General features: G+C 56.4%; 15 protein-coding genes. 9 read left to right on the top strand and 6 right to left on the bottom strand.

The genetic code is table 11. The features are described from left to right. Positions 1-486: 486 nt before the first annotated feature. Together BN1135_RS18905 and smrB are read right to left on the bottom strand one after the other, a co-directional pair. Positions 487-1,782 carry a sensor domain-containing diguanylate cyclase gene (locus tag BN1135_RS18905; protein ID WP_042023812.1) on the bottom strand — a complete coding sequence of 432 codons (1,296 nt, stop codon included), beginning with the start codon at positions 1,780-1,782 and terminating at the stop codon, positions 487-489. Positions 1,783-1,839: 57 nt separating this feature from the next. Further along, positions 1,840-2,364, bottom strand: coding sequence for an endonuclease SmrB (gene smrB, locus BN1135_RS18900; RefSeq protein ID WP_042023811.1), 525 nt, complete (start codon positions 2,362-2,364; stop codon positions 1,840-1,842). Between the two features lie 86 nt (positions 2,365-2,450). Between smrB and prmB the strand changes: the two genes are divergently transcribed. Further along, on the top strand, positions 2,451-3,386 hold the full coding sequence (prmB, locus tag BN1135_RS18895) for a 50S ribosomal protein L3 N(5)-glutamine methyltransferase (RefSeq protein WP_042024068.1): 936 nt from the start codon (positions 2,451-2,453) through the stop codon (positions 3,384-3,386). 12 nt (positions 3,387-3,398) lie between these two features. Next, complete coding sequence (gene aroC / locus BN1135_RS18890) at positions 3,399-4,487, top strand: chorismate synthase (RefSeq protein WP_042023810.1); 1,089 nt, start codon at positions 3,399-3,401, stop codon at positions 4,485-4,487. Positions 4,488-4,600: 113 nt separating this feature from the next. On the opposite strand, the gene BN1135_RS18885 is transcribed toward aroC, so the two are convergent. Next, positions 4,601-5,428: a substrate-binding periplasmic protein gene (locus tag BN1135_RS18885; protein WP_042023808.1), complete on the bottom strand. Its 828-nt coding sequence runs from the start codon at positions 5,426-5,428 to the stop codon at positions 4,601-4,603. Between the two features lie 351 nt (positions 5,429-5,779). Between BN1135_RS18885 and BN1135_RS18880 the strand changes: the two genes are divergently transcribed. Then, positions 5,780-7,174: a DEAD/DEAH box helicase gene (locus BN1135_RS18880; protein WP_042023806.1), complete on the top strand. Its 1,395-nt coding sequence runs from the start codon at positions 5,780-5,782 to the stop codon at positions 7,172-7,174. Positions 7,175-7,459: 285 nt separating this feature from the next. On the opposite strand, the gene kup is transcribed toward BN1135_RS18880, so the two are convergent. The 3 genes from kup to BN1135_RS18865 form a co-directional block, all read right to left on the bottom strand. Beyond that, positions 7,460-9,328 (bottom strand): low affinity potassium transporter Kup, encoded by a 1,869-nt coding sequence (gene kup / locus BN1135_RS18875; protein WP_042023805.1) that lies wholly within the window; start codon positions 9,326-9,328, stop codon positions 7,460-7,462. A gap of 614 nt (positions 9,329-9,942) precedes the next feature. Continuing rightward, the gene (locus BN1135_RS18870; RefSeq protein WP_042023804.1) at positions 9,943-10,653 is read right to left on the bottom strand and encodes an Abi-alpha family protein; all 711 of its coding nucleotides are present in this window, start codon (positions 10,651-10,653) and stop codon (positions 9,943-9,945) included. Positions 10,654-10,691: 38 nt separating this feature from the next. Beyond that, positions 10,692-11,399: a hypothetical protein gene (locus tag BN1135_RS18865; protein ID WP_139244986.1), complete on the bottom strand. Its 708-nt coding sequence runs from the start codon at positions 11,397-11,399 to the stop codon at positions 10,692-10,694. A 647-nt stretch (positions 11,400-12,046) separates the two neighbouring features. Between BN1135_RS18865 and BN1135_RS18855 the strand changes: the two genes are divergently transcribed. From BN1135_RS18855 to fdhD, 6 genes are all read left to right on the top strand, one after another. Next, positions 12,047-12,661 (top strand): 4Fe-4S dicluster domain-containing protein, encoded by a 615-nt coding sequence (locus tag BN1135_RS18855; RefSeq protein WP_042023801.1) that lies wholly within the window; start codon positions 12,047-12,049, stop codon positions 12,659-12,661. A 122-nt stretch (positions 12,662-12,783) separates the two neighbouring features. After that, positions 12,784-14,928: a formate dehydrogenase subunit alpha gene (gene fdhF, locus BN1135_RS18845; protein ID WP_082186847.1), complete on the top strand. Its 2,145-nt coding sequence runs from the start codon at positions 12,784-12,786 to the stop codon at positions 14,926-14,928. Positions 14,929-15,010: 82 nt separating this feature from the next. Next, on the top strand, positions 15,011-15,445 hold the full coding sequence (locus BN1135_RS18840; protein ID WP_042023792.1) for a hypothetical protein: 435 nt from the start codon (positions 15,011-15,013) through the stop codon (positions 15,443-15,445). Further along, complete coding sequence (locus tag BN1135_RS18835; protein ID WP_042023790.1) at positions 15,442-15,864, top strand: protein-tyrosine phosphatase family protein; 423 nt, start codon at positions 15,442-15,444, stop codon at positions 15,862-15,864. The genes BN1135_RS18840 and BN1135_RS18835 overlap by 4 nt, the downstream gene beginning before the upstream one ends. A gap of 470 nt (positions 15,865-16,334) precedes the next feature. Further along, the gene (locus BN1135_RS18830) at positions 16,335-18,467 is read left to right on the top strand and encodes a sigma 54-interacting transcriptional regulator (RefSeq protein WP_042023788.1); all 2,133 of its coding nucleotides are present in this window, start codon (positions 16,335-16,337) and stop codon (positions 18,465-18,467) included. Continuing rightward, positions 18,464-19,315, top strand: a complete 852-nt coding sequence (fdhD, locus tag BN1135_RS18825; RefSeq protein ID WP_042023787.1) for a formate dehydrogenase accessory sulfurtransferase FdhD — start codon at positions 18,464-18,466, stop codon at positions 19,313-19,315. The genes BN1135_RS18830 and fdhD overlap by 4 nt, the downstream gene beginning before the upstream one ends. Positions 19,316-19,446: the final 131 nt, after the last annotated feature.

Below are 19,446 nucleotides of genomic sequence, written 5' to 3'. Positions count from 1 at the left end.
ATATTCGGCAGTGTTGATGCAGGTATTCATCTATCAATGTGATGAGTCAGCCAAAGACGTAGCTGTATTTATAGAACATCTTTATTATTCGCATCGTAATTTTCGTTGGGCTACGAGTACAAATAAACCTGGATGGTTAAGAGCCGAGCTTTGTGTTAATACCTGCCATCCATGTAGCGTAGTTTGTTCGCAATCACATTTTAAAAATAGCTCCTCGAAATATTGGGTGTAAAGATTTCATGTATCCATGTATTAACAGGCGATGGGGTGTAGTTAAGCGTATTTTATTATGACTGCGAGCGGGGTAATCAATGTGATATGCAAAGAGGGTCAGCAGAGAAGGTGTGCGACATGGGACTTCCATCCAAAAAAAGCAGTGCCACCGAAGAGGTAACACTGCTGTTGGTTATTGCTGTTCGGACAATGGTGGCGGAGCCACCAAGGGGTAATAGTGTCGGAGCCACCAAAAGGCAGGGGAGTGTGCCATCAGGTCGGGTCCGGCTCCTCTTTGCGGCAGCAGTTACGTCCCTGTTTTTTGGCCAGATAGAGGGCGGTATCGGCCCGGGTGATCATCTGTTCGACGCTGTCGAGGGGACCCTTGCTGGTGCTGATCCCGATACTGATGGTGAGGGTTACCTCGAGGGAACCCGCCAGTGGATGAATCGTCGATTCGACCGCTAACCTGATCCGCTCGGCGCTGGCCCAGGCCAGTTCCAGTGAGGTTTCCGGCAATAATACGATAAATTCCTCACCGCCCCAGCGGCCCAGCATGTCCACCTCCCGCAGCTGTTTGCCGATCCTGTTAACCAGACTTAACAATGCTTGATCCCCCTGCTGGTGGCCATAGGTGTCGTTAATCTGTTTGAAGTGATCGATGTCGATCATCAGCAGACTCATCGGATGGTCAAAGCGTTGGCAGCGCTGCATTTCGGCATTGACCAGTTCACCGAAACGGCGCCGGTTGGCAATACCGGTAAGCGGATCCGTGGTGGCGGCTACTTTTAACTCTTCCACCAGCCGGGCTCGCTCGGAGATATCCCGCAAGATGGCGGTCATTTCGGTGGATTGCCCTAGGTGGATCTTTGCAATGGTCACTTCAAGCGGGAATTCGCTGCCATCGCGGCGTAGCCCCATAACCGAGGCGCGGGCATGCATGGGGCGAGAGGTGATAGGGGAGTTGCTGAAGGCTTTGAAATAGCCCTCATGGTTAGCCCGAAAACGTTGTGGCAACAGGGTTTCCAACCGTTTGCCAAGATAACTTTGATCGACGCCAAACATCTCGCAGGCGGCGGTATTAATCAGCTCGATGCGCGATTCGCTGCTGACGCTGATGATGCCGTCATAGGCGGAGTTGACCACCGCCTCGAAGCGACTGCGACTGGTTTTGAGCGCCTCTTCCAGCTGCTTTTTGGCGGTGATGTCGATGGCGGTGACGATTATGCGGGTGATCCTGGCTTGCTCGGGCATGATGGGAGAGAGCACAAAGCGCCACCAACTGGTGCGAGAGAGGGTATCGATGGGCAGCTCGCTCTCGATCCCCGTCTGTTGACTGACGCACTCGTGCATTGGCTGTTCGATGGTATTGGTGATGTAGCGGGGGAACAGCTCGCTTAGCCGTTTGCCAATGCAGCCAAGCACATCCAGATCGAAGGCATTGGCGAAGGTATCGTTGGCCGAGACCAGCACAAAGTGGTCATCTTTATCGAGACTGAACACTGCCACGGCGGCGCCAATGGCATCGAGGGATGCCTTGATGTCGGCATGGGAGCCTTGTGTAAACATGCGACCTCCACTGTCAATAACCTATTGATAGTCAGTATAGGGCGCATGGATGGCCAACTACTCTTCGATATCGAGTAATACCAGAATGGCGCTGTCGCCACCCCATTCACGGGGGGACTGATGGAAGGCGCGGACATTGGGGTGCTGGGCCAGCCAGCTGGGAATACGCTGTTTGAGAATATGCTTGCCGATGCCGTGCATCACAGATGCAACGTGAATGTTCTCTTTTTGGCAGAGGGTGAGCAGGGCGGCCAGCTCCTGTTTCGCTTGTTGCTGGTTCATGCCGTGCAGATCGAGATAGATCTCCGGCGGATAAATGCCCCGCTTGAGCTTTTTCAGCTCAAATTTTGACACATCCTCCCGCACGTAACGGGTCGGCCCATCCTCGTCAAGATGGGGCTGATACTCATCGCTGAAATAGTGGTCAACCCCAAGCTTTTCGCGGGTTTCACGCAATTCGCGTTTCTGCTTGACCGGGCGTAACTCGGCCCTTATGGTATCTTGCTTGATTTTCCGGGTACCTTTTATCGCATCGCGGAACAGCAGGGTTTCCTCTTCTGTCTGTGAGGGCGTTTTTTTCATCAGATGCTCAATTTTTTATTAGGTATGCGTCGTGCCCGCTATGCAGTGGGTGCTCGGGCCGGATATTACTCGACTTGGAGGTGGATTTGGACAAGATATTTATCGATGAGGTGGTTGCCGAGATGCACACCATCCAGGACATGTTGCGTTGGGCCATGAGTCGTTTCAACGACGCCGGGATTTTCTACGGACACGGAACCGACAACGCCTGGGATGAGGCTGTGCAATTGGTACTGCCCGCGTTACATCTGCCACCGGATGTAGACCCAGCCATGCGCCACTCCCGTTTGACCAGCAGCGAGCGCCATCGTTTGGCAGAGCTGATCATTCGTCGGGTACAGGAGCGGGTGCCTGCCGCTTACCTGACCAACAAGGCCTGGTACGCCGGCTGGGAGTTTTATGTCGATGAACGGGTGCTGATCCCGCGCTCGCCGATTTCCGAAATGGTGGCTAACCGTTTCGCACCGTTCCTCAAGCATGAGCCGACCCGCATCATGGACTTGTGCACCGGCTCCGGTTGCATTGCCATCATCATGGCCCACGAGTTCCCGGAAGCCGAGGTTGATGCCATCGACATCAGCATCGATGCGTTGAACGTGGCCGAGCGCAATATTGACGATCATGGGGTGGAGCAGCAGGTTATTCCTATCCGCTCCGATCTGTTCCGCGATCTGCCAGCCGGTGACAAGTACGATTTGATTGTCTCCAACCCGCCTTATGTGGACTCCGAAGATATGTCGGATCTGCCGGAGGAGTTCCGTCACGAGCCTGAATTGGCACTGGCGTCGGGCTCTGACGGCCTGAAACTGACCAAGCGCATGCTGGCCCATGCCGCCGACTTCCTCAAGGATAACGGCGTGTTGGTGGTCGAAGTGGGCAACAGCATGATCCATCTGGAAGCCCAGTTCCCCGAGATCCCCTTTACCTGGGTTGAATTCGAGAACGGCGGTCACGGGGTGTTCGTGATGACCCGTGAAGAGCTGGTGCAGTATCAGGATCATTTCGCCATCTACAAGAACTAAGCAGGAGCACGCATGGCAGGGAACAGTTTTGGTCTTCTCTTTCGGGTCACCACCTTTGGCGAGAGCCACGGTCTGGCGCTGGGCGCCGTGGTCGATGGCTGCCCACCGGGGCTGGAGATAAGCGAAGCGGATCTGCAGGGGGACTTGGATCGGCGCAAGCCGGGCACCTCCCGCTACACCACGCCGCGGCGCGAGCCGGACGAGGTGAAGATCCTCTCCGGGGTGTTCGAGGGCAAGACCACCGGCACCTCCATCGGGCTGCTTATCGAGAACACCGATCAGCGCTCCAAGGATTACTCCGATATCAAGGATCTGTTCCGGCCGGGCCATGCGGACTACACCTATCACCAGAAGTACGGTCAGCGCGACTATCGCGGCGGCGGTCGTTCTTCTGCCCGTGAGACCGCGATGCGGGTGGCGGCAGGGGCTATTGCCAAGAAGTACCTGAAACAGGTACATGGCATCGAGATCACTGGCTTCCTCTCCCAGCTTGGCCCCATCAAGGCCGAGGCGTTCGACGCGGCGCAGATCGAGCAAAATCCCTTCTTCTTCCCCGATGCGGGCAAGCTGGAGGAGCTCGATCAATACATGCGCGACCTGAAAAAAGAGGGCAACAGCATAGGTGCCAAGGTACAGGTCATTGCGCGCCATGTGCCGGTGGGCCTCGGTGAGCCGGTCTTCGATCGTCTCGACGCCGACATCGCCCACGCTATGATGGGCATCAATGCGGTGAAAGGGGTGGAGATCGGTGACGGCTTCGCGGTGGTGGAGCAAAAAGGCTCCGAGCATCGCGACGAGATGACCCCGGCAGGCTTTGCCAGCAACCATGCGGGCGGCATTCTGGGGGGGATCTCCTCTGGTCAGGATATCGTGGTAAGCATGGCGCTTAAGCCCACCTCCAGCATCACTGTGCCGGGCAAGACCATCAATACCGAGGGCGAGGCAATCGAGATGATCACCAAGGGTCGCCATGATCCTTGCGTCGGCATCCGTGCTGTCCCCATCGCCGAAGCCATGCTGGCGCTGGTGTTGATGGATCACCTGCTGCGCCATCGCGCCCAGAATCAGGGGGTGTTGACCCATACCCCGCAGCTGCGCTGATCGGTGCTGCTGCCTATCGGCTGATCACCCCATGCTCAGGGGTCAGGTTTGATAACTAACACAAAGGCGACCTTCGGGTCGCCTTTGCTATTTCCGGGGGATGGCTCAACCCGTCAATGTTTGCGGAGGGTGTGGGTCAGCAGATCCGCCGCCCCCGGATCGGCATTGAAGCGACAGGTGGGGGGCGAGAACTTGCTGTGGGGTTTGGGCAAGGCGTGAATGGCCTCGTTGATTTTGAGGATCTGCGCTTCGCTCACGCTGTTTTTGGCAAACATCAGGCTGACCGGCTGGTGGTGCAACAACAGCTGGCAGCTGATAAACCGCTCGGCCCCCAGTTGGGAGAGCCGGTAGTGGGCATATTGCCACTCCATGATGACGCCATCGAGACGACGGGCCAGCAGCAGATCGATCAGTCGGTCATCGGCATTGTATTCGGTTGCCATTTTAAGCGCCGGGCAGCTCTCCATCTGATGCATCGGGCGGGTACCCCGCAACTTGCCGATCTTGAGCCCTTTCTCGTTGCACAACGCGGCCAGATTATCGAGCTTGTCCCAGCGTTCCTGATGGCCGGGAATAGGGTCATTGCTCAGCAGCACATAGGCGCTCTGGCGGTAGGGTGCCGAGAAGCGGGCATAGCTCTGGCGCTCCGGCAGTGGCAGGGAGGCCATCGCCACATCCAGCTGGCTGTGCTCGACCATATGCAGGGCTCGCGCCCAGGGGAGCTCACGAAATTTGGGGGTAAAGCCCGCCCGTTGCAAAATCTGGCGGGTCAGGCTGACATCCAGGCCATCGAGCTGCCCTTTGTCATCTATCTGGCTGAAGGGGGGCCAGTGACTCCAGGCCACCGTCAGGGACGGATCGGCCTGCAGCGTCGGGGCCAGTAGTAGTAACAGGCTCATCAGGGTAAGCCTGCGACCATGGGGAAGACATCGCGTGGTCATCGCTAAACCTCGTTATTTTGTTTTGTTATCCCGAGCCTCTGCCTGCCGCTCACCATGCCAGCGGGGGCAGATATTAAGTTGTCAGTTAATAGTGTGGTGCTTGTGTCACCGGTTAACGGGATTATTCAGGGGGCAGGGGGAGGCTTTTCTGTTCGTGCTGGGAGGAATGTCACATTTTTCTCGTTTATCCCGGACAACTCCGTTAGACTGCGCCTCTATTCTTTCCCCTTTGCTCTGCTCCCCGGGGAAATCGTTGTTTTCTCAATAGGCCCAGACTTGTGAGATGGCATCGGCTCAGCAGAGGAGCCCCACCACAACGTTATCCGGCGCCACTATCCCTAGCAGGTATCTATGAGTTTTACTTCCCTCGGTCTGTCCGAACCCTTGTTGCGTGCTGTTGCCGAGCAAGGCTACGACACCCCGTCTCCCATTCAGTTGCAAGCGATCCCCGCCGTTCTGGCTGGTCGTGACCTGATGGCGGCGGCCCAAACCGGGACCGGCAAGACCGCAGGCTTTACCCTGCCGATGCTGCAACGTCTGATGGAGAGCAAGCGCCGGGTTTCGCCCAACCGCATTCGTGCGCTGGTGCTGACCCCGACTCGCGAGCTGGCTGCCCAGGTGGGCGAGAGCGTGCGTAACTACGGCAAACACTTGCCGATGCGCAGCCACGTTGTCTTTGGCGGCGTCAGCATCAACCCGCAGATGATGGCAACTCGCCGTGGTCTGGACGTGCTGGTGGCCTGCCCTGGCCGCCTGATGGACCTCTACAACCAGAACGCCGTCAAGTTCGACGAAGTCGAGATCCTGGTACTGGACGAAGCGGACCGCATGCTCGACATGGGCTTTATCCGCGACATCCGCAAGATCCTGGCACTGATGCCGAAACAGCGTCAGAACCTGCTGTTCTCCGCGACCTTTGCCGAAGAGATCCGCGAGCTGGCCACTGGCCTGCTCAACAACCCGGCGGTGATCGAAGTCGCCCCGCGTAACAGCACTGCCGAGCGTATCGAGCAGCTGGTACACCCGTGCGACAAGGCCAACAAGATCGGCCTGCTGAGCCATCTGGTCACCAGCAACGATTGGCAGCAGGTACTGGTGTTCACCCGTACCAAGCACATGGCCAACCGCGTTGCCGAGACCCTCGACAAGACCGGTGTCAGTGCTGCCGCCATCCACGGCAACAAGAGCCAGGGTGCCCGTACTCGCGCGCTGGCCGGTTTCAAAGATGGTAGCGTCAAGGTGCTGGTGGCGACTGACATCGCCGCCCGTGGTCTGGATATCGACAAGTTGCCGCAAGTGGTCAACTTCGAGCTGCCGAACGTGGCAGAAGACTACGTTCACCGTATCGGCCGTACTGGCCGTGCCGGTGCTGCCGGTCACGCCATCTCCCTGGTCGCTGCCGATGAAGGCAAGCTGATCAAGGCGATCGAGCGTCTGACCAAGCAGAACATCCCGTGTGAGCAGGTGGCTGGTTTTGAAGCCTCCCGCGAGACCCTGGACAACATCGCCCGTGGTATCGGCGCGCCGCTGCGCAAAGAGCCTCGTGATCCCAGTGAAGAGCGTCGTGCGCCCCGTCCGCAAGGTCAGCGTCAAGGTGCCGGTCGTACCTCTTCCGGTGCTAACGCCGGTGGCGCGCGTACCGGTAACGGTGGCAAGCCCAAGCCGCAAGGTGGCCAGCGTCCGGCTGATGGTGCTGGTAAACCGGCCCAAGCCCGTCGCCCTCGTCGCTCCACTCACAACCAGTAAGCGGCTCGGGAGCCTGGCTCCACCGCTGTTCGGTTGATGTAAAAAGCCCTGCCAATCTGGCAGGGCTTTTTGTTTTTGTCGCACATCAGCTGTTGGTCAGTGGTATCCGCCCTGCATATGGCAGCAGCCTTGCTACACCTGCGGTTCGGGCCCTGTTCTGCTCGCGGGAGCAGGGTTAGGGATGAGGGTAGGGGGAAGCATCCCCGTGCCTAACCGCAAAGAGAGAGGGAGGCCAAAGCCTCCCTCTCTCTTTTGCTGGCGTTCTTTAGGCCAGCAAAAATGCCATCAGATATCCACCTGCGAGCCCAGTTCGATCACTCGATTGGGCGGGATCTGAAACTGATCCGGCGCCCGCAGGGCGTTGCGTTGCAGCAGCATAAAGAGTTTGCCGCGCAGGTAGAGGTACCAGGGGCGCTCCTTCATGATCAGCGACTCGTGGGCCATAAAGAACGAGGTCTCCAGCATCCGGCAGCTGAGCCCCTCGGCGTTGCAGCGCAGGAAGATATCCTCCACGTTGGGGGTCTCGCGCCAGCCGTAGCTCGCCACCACTCGCCAGAAGGTGGGGGAGAGCTGCTCGATGCAGACCCGCCGCACATTGTGGACGTAAGGCACCTCTTCCACCCGCAGGGTGAGCAGGATGATCCGCTCGTGCAGCACCTTGTTGTGCTTGAGGTTGTGGAGCAGCGCATGGGGGATCACATTGACCACCCGCGACATATAGACCGCAGTGCCGGCCACCCGGGTCGGCGGGGATTTTTCCAGCGAGGCGATCATCGGCTCAAGGGAGTTGCCGTGCTCGTTCAGGCGGCGAATAAGCTGAAAACGCTCGCTCTTCCAGCTGGTCATCAGGGTGAACATCACCGCGCCCAGGGTGAGCGGCAGCCAGCCACCGGACCAGATCTTCGCCACGTTGGCGGCAAACAGCGGCACATCGATGGCCAGCAGCGCGGCGAGCAGGGCAGCGACCAGATAGCCGTTCCAGCCCCAGCTGTTTTTGGCCACCGAGCAGAACAGGATCGAGGTGAGCACCATGGTACCGGTCACCGCGATGCCATAAGCGGCCGCCAGATTGCTGGATTGCTCGAAGCTCATGATCACAATCACCACCGAGATATAGAGCAGCCAGTTGATCACCGGAATATAGATCTGGCCAGATTCCAGTTCGGAGGTGTGAACGATGCGAATGGGTGAGAGATAACCGAGCCGCACCGCCTGTCGGGTGAGGGAAAATACCCCGGAGATCACCGCCTGCGAAGCAATCACCGTCGCCATGGTCGCCAGCACCAGCAGCGGCAGCAGCGCCCATTTTGGCGCGAGCAGGAAGAAGGGGTTGGCAATGGCGGCGGGGTTATCCAGCAGCAGCGCCCCTTGCCCGAAGTAGTTGAGCACCAGTGAGGGCAACACCACCATAAACCAGGCGCGGCGGATCGGCTTTTTGCCAAAGTGACCCATATCGGCGTAGAGCGCCTCCACTCCGGTGATGGCCAGCACCACGGCGCCGAGGGCAAAGAAAGAGGCGCCCTGATAGGTCATAAAGAAGCGCACCGCCCAGACGGGGTTGAGCGCCGCCAGCACCTCGGGGTTGTGAAGGATGCTGCGCAGGCCCAGCAGCGCCAGGGTGGCAAACCAGATCAGCATGATGGGGGCAAACAGCTTGCCCACCATGGCGGTGCCATGTTTTTGAATGGCAAACAGCAGGGTCAGCACCAAGACCGAGAGCGGCACGATATAAGGGTCGAGGGAGGGGGCGACCAGCCGCAGCCCCTCGATGGCCGACATCACCGACATCGCCGGGGTGATCACCACCTCCCCATAGAAGAAGCTGCCGCCAATCAGCCCGAGGATGATCAGCAAGGGGACCAGCTTCTCTGGCGTATTGCGGGTGGCCAGCGACATCAGGGTGAGAATGCCCCCTTCACCGGCGTTGTCGGCTCGCATCACAAAAGAGAGGTACTTGACCGACACCACCAGGATCAGCAGCCAGAAGATCAGCGAAAGAAAACCGAGAATGGAGGCGGGTTCAACGCCAAACCCGAATTGCCCTGACAGGCACTCGCGCAAGGTATAAAGCGGGCTGGTGCCGATATCGCCATAGACCACGCCAATCGCCGCCAGCATCACGCCGGACATGGCTTGTTGTTTATCACAGTTCATGAGTTCATCTTGTCAGTTTGATGTTTACACGTTTGCCAACGCACAGGGGCCCGACATATCAGCAAAATAGTGATATTTAATCGGGATAGAATTAATGGCTTGCGATGGGAAAGGGGACTAACCGAATGGTGATCTGCTTGTCATGGAACACAGTCTGTTCATCTGTTGTTAAGCTTATAATGACACACACTCTGCGGGACTATGCTCAGTTATAAATAATCAAAAGTTCAGTTTGAGTAAGATTATTAATTATCCGGCGATTGAAATAGACCACGACAACGCGGATAACCGTTTGCTTTATCTGCGGATCTTTTTTGGCCGCTATTTTTTATCGAAGCGGCTGAAAAAGGGACGATAAAATGCTGACCAATAAATGGATGGTGCTGTGGATAAAGAGGCAGAAATGGGGTGGCAATAGAGTCTTTATTTGATGTGTGAGATGGAAGTGATGACGGAAACGTAACGTGGCCGTCACAACAGCAGCCACTATCAAGTAAAATGAGAGTGGATATATAGGTAGGGTGCAATGAACGAAGTGAATTGCACCACTCATTAAATGCGTAAGAGTAGAGGCGCAATGCGCTGCGCTTATTGCACCCTACGGCACTACACCATTAAACTTTCAGTGATGTGCATGCATGGATAAGCTCTTTTCCCATAATCGTTGGATTTATTTTTGTGAATATCTCACCTCCTCCCCAACTGAAAGCGAGTTTAACACACCCAAGACGAACTAGATTTGCCAGTGCCAACTTTACATCATGACTTGGCTCTTTAAGAAGGTCTACATCCTTTTCATTATTATCATAGACAATAACACTATTAGGTAAGTTTGCTGTTAATATTCCATTGTGTTGAGAATCTTCAAAAGGAATGGAATATATTTTTTGCAAAATGTTTGCCTCCAAAAAAGATATTTGAGCGAGTATCTCAATAAACGCGCGCTCGATTTTTATACCTGTCATCCTATTTGTTCCATTAACTAGAAGGCGAGCCCATAAATCTTGAAGTTCATTGTCTTCCTCCAGCGTCGCATATTCGAATAATGCAACAGCATTTTTTATTGGGATGGGATTGTCAGGTGCGGGGAGTCCACTATCATGTAGAAATTGCTGAGCACGCATCATTAGTCTGATTTGTCTTTCCCATCTAATATAACGTAATTTATCTTCAACAATGTCCTTACATTGTTCCAGAGGTCCAGAGATGAATTTTGATAAAAAACCACCTACTTCTTGACTAGCTGTAATAGCGTGGGATGTTGTTTTCGCTACTTCTTGTGTTGCTTTGGCAACTTCCGTTATAGACTCAATGTCGGAACACATCTAAAGACCTCGCAAATATAAAAGTAAAATCATTAGTTTTATGCGCCTAGCAATTTCTTAGCGACTTCAAACAACGCTTGCCTACCTTCTTGCGTTTTTAGAACTGCTTTAATTAAGCTGATTATTTTATTTCCTGCTGTTTTATACCATATCCCTTTGGGGAATATGTCCAAGTCTGATTTGGTTTTATTTATTGCGTTCTCGAATTGTTTTTTATCATTGCTTGAGATTTCATCTCGAGCCTCAAGCTCTTCGATTCTACGTTTTAGCTCATCCAGTTTTTCTTTAAGTACATTTGCTTCGGCTTCAGTAAAATAAGAGTCTGGTTCGTCTATTGTCTCGTCAACCTTTTTCTGAAAACTTTGAGTGAAATCATCGATTGTCGATGTGTCATTGAATCTTAGGTTGATAAGGTCTTCTGTTATATAACCTAGCCAGTGCGATATGGTTGCTATTGCAGAATCTAAGTCATCATGCGATTTTTGTTCAACGTTTTTATATTGTCCAGGAGACATCTGGCATATAGCTCTGGGTGTTACATCTGCATTTCTGCTTATGTTGGCAAAGTTTATAATCCCAGAGCTTTCATAAACTCTAAATGTATATTCAGGTTTTGCTGAAAATGTTACATTCACCAATGTATTACCATTGTCAGGAAATACGACGGTAAAGTCTTCACGACAAAATTTTTGAGCACCCAAAGAACTTATTATTCTTGATTTAACCGAGTTTTTTAAAAGTGTCATATGCTCACCAATTTAAAGCCAACATTTTCGATAATGAGTAATCAAGTTTTAATTTTTCCATATTAACCGGATAGTTGAAAAAATGAAGGGGCAGGGGCCTAAAACCGGCTCTGGCTCAACAAATCAGTCAATAAGAGACCTATTTTTGTTCGGCTTTGCTTGATGATGGTTTGCCTGCTCGATAGAAAAACCAAACAACTTGCCGCCGCCCTAAGCGGCTTTAACGTGCTGCACATTCCATTTTTGGCTCTTGGTATGGCTTTTCTCCCCGGATATTGTCCCTCCGCTTATCAGGTTTATGGTGCCCGATCCTGGCTGCGACCCCCTTCGAACGGCTCCGTTACACTGCTGGGGCAGAGGTTGGTCAGCCGGTGTCGAGCTCGTCACTTTTGTCGTGTCGATCACAGTTCTGCGAGGCGGTCGTCATCGTCACTGGCCCAAAAACCTCTGTTCTCCATCTTAATTACCCCTTTATTTTCAGTTGCTTGCGAATTTTATTTCGCTCATTCCCGTTTTTGGTCTGATAAATGCTTTGTGGGTGAGCCGGCTGTATCGTCGCTGTGCGAGTGTGAGCCTCTCGGGGTTGACGCTTGGCCACGTCGGGCGATGCCAGTGCGGCAGTAACGAAACATTTAGGATCCCTCTCTATGAACAGCTTCGTGATTGCAGATCCCAGTCTTTGTATTGGGTGTCGTACCTGTGAGGTGGCCTGCGCCGTTTCACACCAGTCAACGTCCTGCACGGGTACCGTTGAGCGGGAGGGCGGCCTGCGTCTTGCCATCGAGGATGGACATCTGGTCTCCAAGGACAGCTATTTCCAGCCGCGCCTGAAGGTGATCGTCGGCAGCAAGGTGACCACGCCGGTGCTCTGCCGCCAGTGTGAAGACAAGCCGTGCGCCGTGGCCTGCCCCAACAATGCCATCGTGACCGAAGATGGTTGCATCAAGGTGTTGCAGGAGCGCTGCATCGGCTGCAAATCCTGCGTGGTGGCCTGTCCTTACGGTGCCATGGCGGTGGTGGTGAAAGAGGTGGCGCCCGCTGCCGGTGCGCTGTTCAAGCGCCCGCAGACCAAGGCGCAAGCCTTGAAGTGCGATCTCTGCCGTCACCGTGAAGCGGGCCCGGCCTGTGTCGAGGTGTGCCCGACCCAGGCGCTGCGTCTGGTGACCCCGGAATCTCTCGGCGAGTTGAATCGCCAGAAGCAGCTGGCCAGTGCCGAGGCGATGGCGGTCTGCCAGCGCCAGCCGGTGTTGGCACAGGGTTGAGGCATCAGAGTGGCGTGCGCATTTGGCCTTTGCTGGCCAAGGGCGCCGTCTCTCGGCCGTTTTTTGTTAAAGGCCTTTTAGCGTTAACCGCCTTTTACCGTTAACAAACAAGAGTGTGAGTCATGAAAAAAGTCATTACCGTCTGCCCCTATTGCGGCACCGGTTGCAAGATCAACCTGCTGGTTGAAAACGACAAGGTGGTGGGGGCCGAAGGCGCCAACGGCCGGACCAACGAGGGGCAGCTCTGCCTCAAGGGCTATTACGGTTGGGATTTCCTCAACGACACCAACCTGCTGACCCCCCGTCTCAAGAGCCCGATGATCCGCCGCGAGCGTGGTGGCAAGCTCGAATCCGTCTCCTGGGATGAGGCGATCGGCTTTGCCAGCAGCCGTCTGGCGGCCATCAAGGCGACCTACGGTGCCGACGCTATCATGACCACCGGCTCGGCCCGTGGCCCGGGTAACGAAGCCAACTATGTGATGCAGAAATTTGCCCGCGCAGTGCTGGGGACGAACAACGTCGACCACTGCGCGAGGGTGTGACACGCACCCTCAGTCTCCGGTCTGGAGACAACTGTAGGCAACGGCGCCATGAGCAACGCCATTCCCGAAATTCAAGAGACCAAGTGCCTGCTGGTGTTTGGTTACAACGCTGCTGACTCTCACCCCATCGTTGCCCGCCATATCCTCAAGGCGAAGGCAAACGGGGCCAAGGTGATTGTGTGTGATCCCCGCATGGTGGAGACCGCCCGCATCGCCGATCAGTGGTTGCCGCTCAAAAACGGTTCCAATATGGCGCTGGTTAACGCTTTCGCCAACGTGTTGATCAGTGAAGGGCTCTACAACAAAGAGTTCGTCGCTAACTACACCGAAGGGTTCGACACCTTCAAGGCGACGGTCGCCAAGTACACCCCGGAATATGTCGAGGGGATCACTGGCCTCAAAGCCGCCGATATCCGCGCCGCCATTCGCACCTACGCCGCGTCGCCTGCTTCCATGATCCTGTGGGGCATGGGGGTGACCCAGTACGGTCAGGCGGTGGATGTGGTCAAGGGGCTGGCGGGTCTGGCGCTGCTGACCGGCAACTTCGGTCGCCGTGGCACCGGTTGCGGGCCGGTGCGTGGTCAGAACAACGTGCAGGGCACCTGCGACATGGGGATGCTGCCGCACCAGTTCCCGGGCTATCAGTCGGTGAGCGATCCCGCCATCAGCGCCAAGTTCGCCAAGGCGTGGGGCGTGCCAGCGCTTTCCCAGAAGCCCGGCTACCGTCTGACGGAGCTTGGCCACAAGGTCGAAGAGGGCAAGTGCAAGGCCTTCTACATCTTCGGTGAAGATCCGGCGCAAACCGAGGCCGATCTGGCCCAGTTCCGCCGCACCCTGAGCGGCATGGATCTGGTGATCGTGCAGGATATCTTCATGACCCAGACCGCCGAGATGGCGGATGTCATTCTGCCCGCCACCAGTTGGGGCGAGCACGAGGGGGTCTACAGCTCGGCGGATCGCGGCTTCCAGCGCTTCTACAAGGCGGTGACGCCCCCTGAGAACGTGAAACCGGACTGGGCGATCTTCTCGCTGATGGCGACCGCCATGGGGTATCCCATGGAGTATCGCGACACCCAACAGATCTGGGATGAGATGCGTGCCCTTTGCCCGCTCTATGCCGGGGTCAGCTATGACAAGATGGCCGATCTCAAGAGCGTGCAGTGGCCCTGTCCGACCGATGATCACCCGGGCACCAGCACCCTGTTTGAGGGGAATGTGTTCACCACCCCAAGTGGCAAGGGTCAGCTGATCGCCTCCGAGTGGCGGGCGCCGCTGGAGCAGCCTTGTGCTGAGTATCCGCTGGTGCTCTCCACCGTGCGCGAGGTAGGGCACTACTCCTGCCGCTCCATGACCGGCAACTGTTCGGCGCTGCAAACCCTGGCCGATGAGCCGGGCTATGTGCAGATCCACCCGAGCGATGCGCAAAAGCTCGGGGTGAAGGATCAGGCGCTGGTGTGGATCTCGTCGCGGCGCGGCAAGGTGATCACCCGGGCCAACTACAACGATCGGGTCAACGCCGGTGTGGTCTATATGACCTATCAGTGGTGGATCGGGGCCTGTAACGAGCTGACCATCGAGCACCTTGATCCGGTCTCCTACACCCCTGAGTACAAGTACTGTGCGGTGAAGATTGAGCGTATTGAAGGTCAGGCTGAGGCGGAAGTGTACGTCCAGACTGAATACAGTGCGCTCAAGGCGAAATTGCGCAGCGCCGCCAAAGGGTAATCATCGTTAAATAAAGTGGATCCAGGCTCTGTTTACAGGGCCGGGATCCCCTCATCCTTTTTTCAGCTGGCAGGTGTCCACCATGAGCCGTGAATTAACTATCTCGTTCGGGATTTTTTATGTTTCAGCCTATTTGCTGGCAATGTTATTAGGGATGGGGTGTTACTTCTGGTACGACGAATTGATATTTCTGCTGGGCTTTGGTTTCTTCGGCTGTTTTATCGCCGCACGCATCGCCATGGGCGCTGTGCTGGCGGCCCTGAGCGTGCAGTTGGCCTGGCTTGTCGCCTTCCTCTCCACCACGCTGGTGAATACCCTGCTGCTGGGCCTTTGTGCCCTGGTGGTCTATCTGACCAATCAGGCGGTGTCGGCAGATATATCACAACATATCAGTTGGTTATTGGTGGCGTTTCAGCTGCTATCCGCTGGCTTTATTTTCGGTGGACTCAAGTTCCATCCGGGCAATATTGGAAAATCAATTTTCGAACAAATCGGTAGTAAGGAGTCAAATATATGAAACGTATTGAAGAGCAAGCGCAGTTGCTGGATCTGGAGTATCAGGGCATCGCCCTGCTGTTTGACCAGTTTTGCCAGCGGGCGGGAACACTCGCCAAGCAATACAAGTTCTTTAACTGGCCCGATTATGAGGATTCCCCACCACTGTGTCGGGCTTTCACCCTGTTGGGGGAGATGCGCGAGCTCAGACTCTCTTGTCAGTCAGGCGAGCGGGGAGAACTCAACGGTATCATCCAGATTGTCGATGCAACCGGGCAGGTGCAGGCCAGCCAGGCTTATCGGGCCGATGGCCGTTTGCTGCAGGCAACGGGCCGATTTCTCGATAATCCGCCCGAGCTGCTACTCAAATTGATGCTTGACGCCGTCTGGCAGCACAGCCCTGTCGCAGGGCAACAACTCATCGCCAATGAGTGCCACTGACAACATCAACGCGATGATGCCGATATGCACTTTGTTGCAGGGATGACACGGGATCTCGTCAGCCAGAGGAACTGTCATCGGCTTCGGGAGACTCAAGACCCGCATTCGGACTAAGGATGGCGTATTCATGGCGGAATATCAGAGGGTTGGCTTGGTGCGGGCGCGCGACAACCCGTGACAAAAGGTGGCTGAAAAACGACAGCCCACTGGCGATAACGGTTCTGATCTGAGTGGATCGGCGAATAAGCGTGTGGAAGGAATCGACCCGCAGCCATAAGCCCACTTATTTGCCCCCATGGTTGTATTGAAAATAGGGCTACCTTATGATTCAACGCTCAATACAATGCTATTCCAATGAGTATTGATTTTTATGATTAAACGTTAATGGACTACGTGTTTTATTGTGACATCTGACGGAGCGCCCCGTCCTTGCTGATGTTTTTCCTGCCTAGCTGTAACGTGAGACCAGAATGCTAAATGTGAGTGCCATTCCTCTGGACGACATCTCTCCCATCTGGGATGACGGTTTCCTCCTGCTCTCCAAATCCCTCCTGTCGGCCGTGACGCTCGATGACTTTATCCACAAACTCAACAAGATAGATGCCAGCTTCGGCGGCGTGACCCGGGTCAATCTGATCCTCAATATGGGCACGAGCGAGGAGGCCACTTTCTGTTTTATGGGGGCGATCGGCCCAAAGCACCTGGTCTTCCCCAAAGCGGAGCTTCATGTTTTCCCTCGTCCTACCCGGGAAACCCAGGAGCAAGCCATCGTGCTTGCTGCCGCCCGCTTTGAGAATCGCTGCCCCGCCCTCGATGCAGAAGGGATTTATGCCGGGCTGCGCTCCTACTGCCAGCTCCCCATTACCACTGCCCGCAGCCATCTTGGTGGGGTCGAGTTCATCAACACCCGGCTCGACAACTTCACCATGGAGACGCTGGCAAAACTGACCCAGCTGGCGGCCATCGTGGCCATTGCGCTGGAAAACGTGCTCGACAAGGAGCGGACCCTGGAGCAGGCCAACTCCCTGCGCCTTGAACGGGACAGCTGCAAAATTTTGGTGGATGTCACCAATGCGGTGATCAAACTGGTGCGCATCGCCGAGCTGCCCAAGAGTCTCTTTACCATCCTGCAGCACCACTTCGCCATCAGCAGCTTGTGTCTGGCCGAGTACAACGCCACCTCCGACAGTTTCAAAAGCTATCTGGCTAACAGCGAGCACAGTGAGCAGCCGGGTATCATCGATCACTCCTGCTTCGAGCAGAAGTGCCTGCAAGGGGCGCTCGGCCACAGCGAGCCATTTTTTGTCTATCGCGATCACGGCCACGGCTGCAGCAATCGCTGCCGCTTTACCTCCCAGATCCTGCCGCCGGAAGCCGAGAGCTCCTGCATTCTGCCGCTGCGCTATCGGGGCAACCTGCTGGGGGTGTTGATCCTCTCCCACCCCAATGCCGATTTCTTTGCCGATATCGATATCTCTCTGCTGGAGCAGGTTGCGGCGCGCACGGCGATTGCCATGAACAACGTGCAGGCGCAGCAGGAGATCTCCAACACCAACGGTGCCAAAGAGAAGACCATTCGCATCAACGAGCCGCAGATGCAGGGGGAGTTCCCCCACATCATCTACCAGAGCGCGGTGATGGAGAGTGTGCTGGAGAAACTGCGGCTGGTGGCCGAGAGCGACAGTACCGTGTTGATCCTTGGCGAGACCGGCACCGGCAAGGAGCTGATCGCCCAGGCCATTCATCAACTGAGCGACCGCCGCGATCACGAGATGGTGAAGGTGAACTGCGCCGCCATTCCCACCGGTCTTATCGAGAGCGATCTGTTTGGCCACGAGAAGGGGGCCTTTACCGGCGCCCTGACCCAGCGCATCGGCCGCTTCGAGCGGGCCCACAAGGGCACCCTGTTCCTCGACGAAGTGGGGGATATGCCGCTGGATCTGCAGCCTAAACTGCTGCGGGTATTGCAGGAGCACGAGCTGGAACGGGTGGGCAACAGCAACCCCATAGCAGTGGATGTGCGGCTGGTGGCCGCCACCAACTGCGATCTGCTCTCCATGGTCAAGAACAAGCGCTTTCGAAGCGACCTCTACTACCGCCTCAACGTCTTTCCCATCGAGCTGCCGCCCCTGCGCGAGCGGCGCGAAGACATTCCGCTACTGGTCAATTTCTTTATCAAGAAGATTGCCAAGCGGATGCGCCGCACCATCACCTCGATCCCCGCCGATGCCATGAAGATGCTGGTGTCGCTGCCCTGGTACGGCAATATCCGCGAGCTGGAGAATGTCATCGAACGCGCCGTGGTGATGACCCGTGGCCATGTGCTCAACCTCTCGCCGGACGAGCTGATGCCCCTCAAGGGCTACCACAAGATTGAGACCCTGGTCTATGACGAGCCCGCCTCGTCGCTGTTTGCCAACGAGGCCCCTCAGGATGAGCGCGAGGCGATCATCGCCGCCCTGCGCGACTGCAACGGTATCGTGGCCGGTGAGCGGGGGGCCGCCGCACGCCTTGGTATGAAGCGCACCACGTTGCTCTCCAAGATGAAGCGGCTTGGCATCTCGGCCCGGGATCCCGAGATCATCGATGGGGTCACACCATGAGGGGAGCAGCAGATGCCGCCCTGCCGGAGTTGAAACCTGAGCAGAGCGAGCTGGCCCGCTGCGCCATCCATCGCGAGGTGGTGCACTACCGCGCCGATACGGTAACCAGCGACAGCGAGATGGAGCTGCCCTCCGAGACGCCGGTGGCGCTGGTCTATAACAGCATCGCCCACAGTGTGATGATGTGCTCGGCCTCCGATCTGGAGGATTTCGCCATCGGCTTCTCGCTTTCCGAGGGGATCATCGACAGCCTGCTCGATATTCACGACATCGAGCAGATTGACGGCTGTCAGGGGATTGAGCTGCACATCACTTTGGCCAATCGTTGCGTCCATCGCCTCAAAGAGAAGCGGCGCACCATGGCGGGCCGCACCGGCTGCGGCATCTGTGGCAGCGAGAGTCTGGAGCAGGTGATCCGCAGCCAGCCAAGATTGCCCGACAGCCAGCGTCTGGCGGTGGGCCATATCGACAAGGTGCTGACCGCGCTGCGCCCGCTTCAACTATTGGGGCAGCGCACCGGCGCCACCCATGCGGCGGTGCATCTGGACGGGGAGGGCAATATTCTCGCCATTCGCGAAGATGTAGGGCGCCATATTGCGCTGGACAAGCTGGTGGGGCATCTGTGCCGCACCGGCCGTCGTGACGGCGCCATTCTGGTGACCAGTCGCGCCAGCTTCGAGATGGTGCAAAAGTGCGCCAGCGCCGGGGTGGAGATCTTGCTCGCCATCTCCGCTGCCACCGAACTGGCGGTCGAGCGGGCCGAGCAGACCGGGTTGACGCTGGTGGGCTTTTGCCGCCCCGGGCGGGCCGAGATCTACAGCGGCTGCCAACGTATTGTGCTGGCGTGACTGTCGGGGGGGCATGGTAAGGGCGCAGCGGGCCCGATATGCCCGCCGCGCAGTGTGCGTCAGTTGGCCATCCGGTCATGACCACCCGGCGCGAGTCAGGAAAAGAGAATGCAAAAAGCCCGCTCAATTGA

The sequence above is a fragment of the Aeromonas sobria genome (genome assembly GCF_000820145.1).
Lineage (GTDB): Bacteria > Pseudomonadota > Gammaproteobacteria > Enterobacterales > Aeromonadaceae > Aeromonas > Aeromonas sobria.
This window is presented reverse-complemented; position numbering and strand designations above follow the sequence as displayed.

Bases quoted from the DNA above. Each gene is read 5' to 3' on its own strand.
- BN1135_RS18835 (WP_042023790.1), top strand. From the start codon at position 15,442: ATGAAACGTATTGAAGAGCAAGCGCAGTTGCTGGATCTGGAGTATCAG.
- BN1135_RS18840 (WP_042023792.1), top strand. From the start codon at position 15,011: ATGAGCCGTGAATTAACTATCTCGTTCGGGATTTTTTATGTTTCAGCC.
- BN1135_RS18905 (WP_042023812.1), bottom strand. From the start codon at position 1,782: ATGTTTACACAAGGCTCCCATGCCGACATCAAGGCATCCCTCGATGCC.
- BN1135_RS18855 (WP_042023801.1), top strand. From the start codon at position 12,047: ATGAACAGCTTCGTGATTGCAGATCCCAGTCTTTGTATTGGGTGTCGT.
- fdhD (WP_042023787.1), top strand. From the start codon at position 18,464: ATGAGGGGAGCAGCAGATGCCGCCCTGCCGGAGTTGAAACCTGAGCAG.
- BN1135_RS18830 (WP_042023788.1), top strand. From the start codon at position 16,335: ATGCTAAATGTGAGTGCCATTCCTCTGGACGACATCTCTCCCATCTGG.
- aroC (WP_042023810.1), top strand. From the start codon at position 3,399: ATGGCAGGGAACAGTTTTGGTCTTCTCTTTCGGGTCACCACCTTTGGC.
- kup (WP_042023805.1), bottom strand. From the start codon at position 9,328: ATGAACTGTGATAAACAACAAGCCATGTCCGGCGTGATGCTGGCGGCG.
- smrB (WP_042023811.1), bottom strand. From the start codon at position 2,364: ATGAAAAAAACGCCCTCACAGACAGAAGAGGAAACCCTGCTGTTCCGC.
- BN1135_RS18880 (WP_042023806.1), top strand. From the start codon at position 5,780: ATGAGTTTTACTTCCCTCGGTCTGTCCGAACCCTTGTTGCGTGCTGTT.
- BN1135_RS18885 (WP_042023808.1), bottom strand. From the start codon at position 5,428: ATGACCACGCGATGTCTTCCCCATGGTCGCAGGCTTACCCTGATGAGC.
- BN1135_RS18865 (WP_139244986.1), bottom strand. From the start codon at position 11,399: ATGACACTTTTAAAAAACTCGGTTAAATCAAGAATAATAAGTTCTTTG.
- BN1135_RS18870 (WP_042023804.1), bottom strand. From the start codon at position 10,653: ATGTGTTCCGACATTGAGTCTATAACGGAAGTTGCCAAAGCAACACAA.